This window comes from Neisseria sp. P0021.S007, from assembly GCF_051956855.1.
Genome location: NZ_JBQCXA010000474.1, coordinates 1 through 710, shown reverse-complemented (window position 1 = coordinate 710; position 710 = coordinate 1). Strand labels below are relative to the sequence as shown.

The window sequence follows — 710 nt, the reverse complement described above, 5'->3', positions numbered from 1 at the left end:
GATTTAATGTTCAGATAATTTTACACGGCTTATGTTTATCGTTCAAAACTTCAGACGGCTTCTTTCGGGCCGAAATGCTTCCATGCATCGTCGCGCATTCCGATAAACCCTGCGTCTTCAGGGAATCGCTCTATCGCGTCTTTCAAAGTGGAAAGCAAGTTTTGCGATAAGGCTTTTGCCAAATATTCTTCCTCATTGGCTTCGGCCGCTTTGTCAGGTTGCTGCGCCAGACCGATTGCACGGGTTTGATGGCCATGAGCCAAATAGTTGAGCGCAATGATTTTTTGTGCCCAAAGCTGAGGAACATCCGGATTGTCTTGCAGCAATACCGACAAAATCGATACGGCAACGGTCAAGCGTCCACCGTTCATACGCAAGTCCAACGACTGGTTGGGCGGCAAAGTGCTGAGCATTTCTGCCATGCGGAACCAAAACTCGCCACTGGCCTGCTCCGGCGCTTCTATTTTCAGCATGTCATAGTTGAATTCTTGCTCATCTTCTCTTACCAGCTTCGCCACGTCGGCAAGCAATTTTTGTTCTTCACGGCTCAAATGGCGGAAATCATTCATGTCTTTTCCTTTCAGACGGCCTTAAGCTTTAAACGCAACACGTACTCTGTCCAAATCTTCCTGCGTATCCACACCGGTAGCAGGCGCTTCTTGGGTGATTTCAACAGCAATCGGATAACCGTGCCACAGGACGCGCAACTG

At 48.7% G+C, this 710-nt stretch carries 1 protein-coding gene and 1 pseudogene; both read right to left on the bottom strand.

Features of this window, described 5'->3' with window-relative positions; all coding sequences use genetic code 11:
- Positions 1-50: 50 nt before the first annotated feature.
- On the bottom strand, positions 51-569 hold the full coding sequence (locus ACTHUR_RS14080) for a 3-deoxy-manno-octulosonate cytidylyltransferase (RefSeq protein WP_440399170.1): 519 nt from the start codon (positions 567-569) through the stop codon (positions 51-53).
- Positions 570-590: 21 nt separating this feature from the next.
- Positions 591-710 (bottom strand): annotated as a pseudogene (locus ACTHUR_RS14075) (3-deoxy-manno-octulosonate cytidylyltransferase); the annotation flags it as partial.

Excerpts from the sequence above, each read along its gene's own strand:
- ACTHUR_RS14080 (WP_440399170.1), bottom strand. The coding sequence starts at position 569 with ATGAATGATTTCCGCCATTTGAGCCGTGAAGAACAAAAATTGCTTGCC.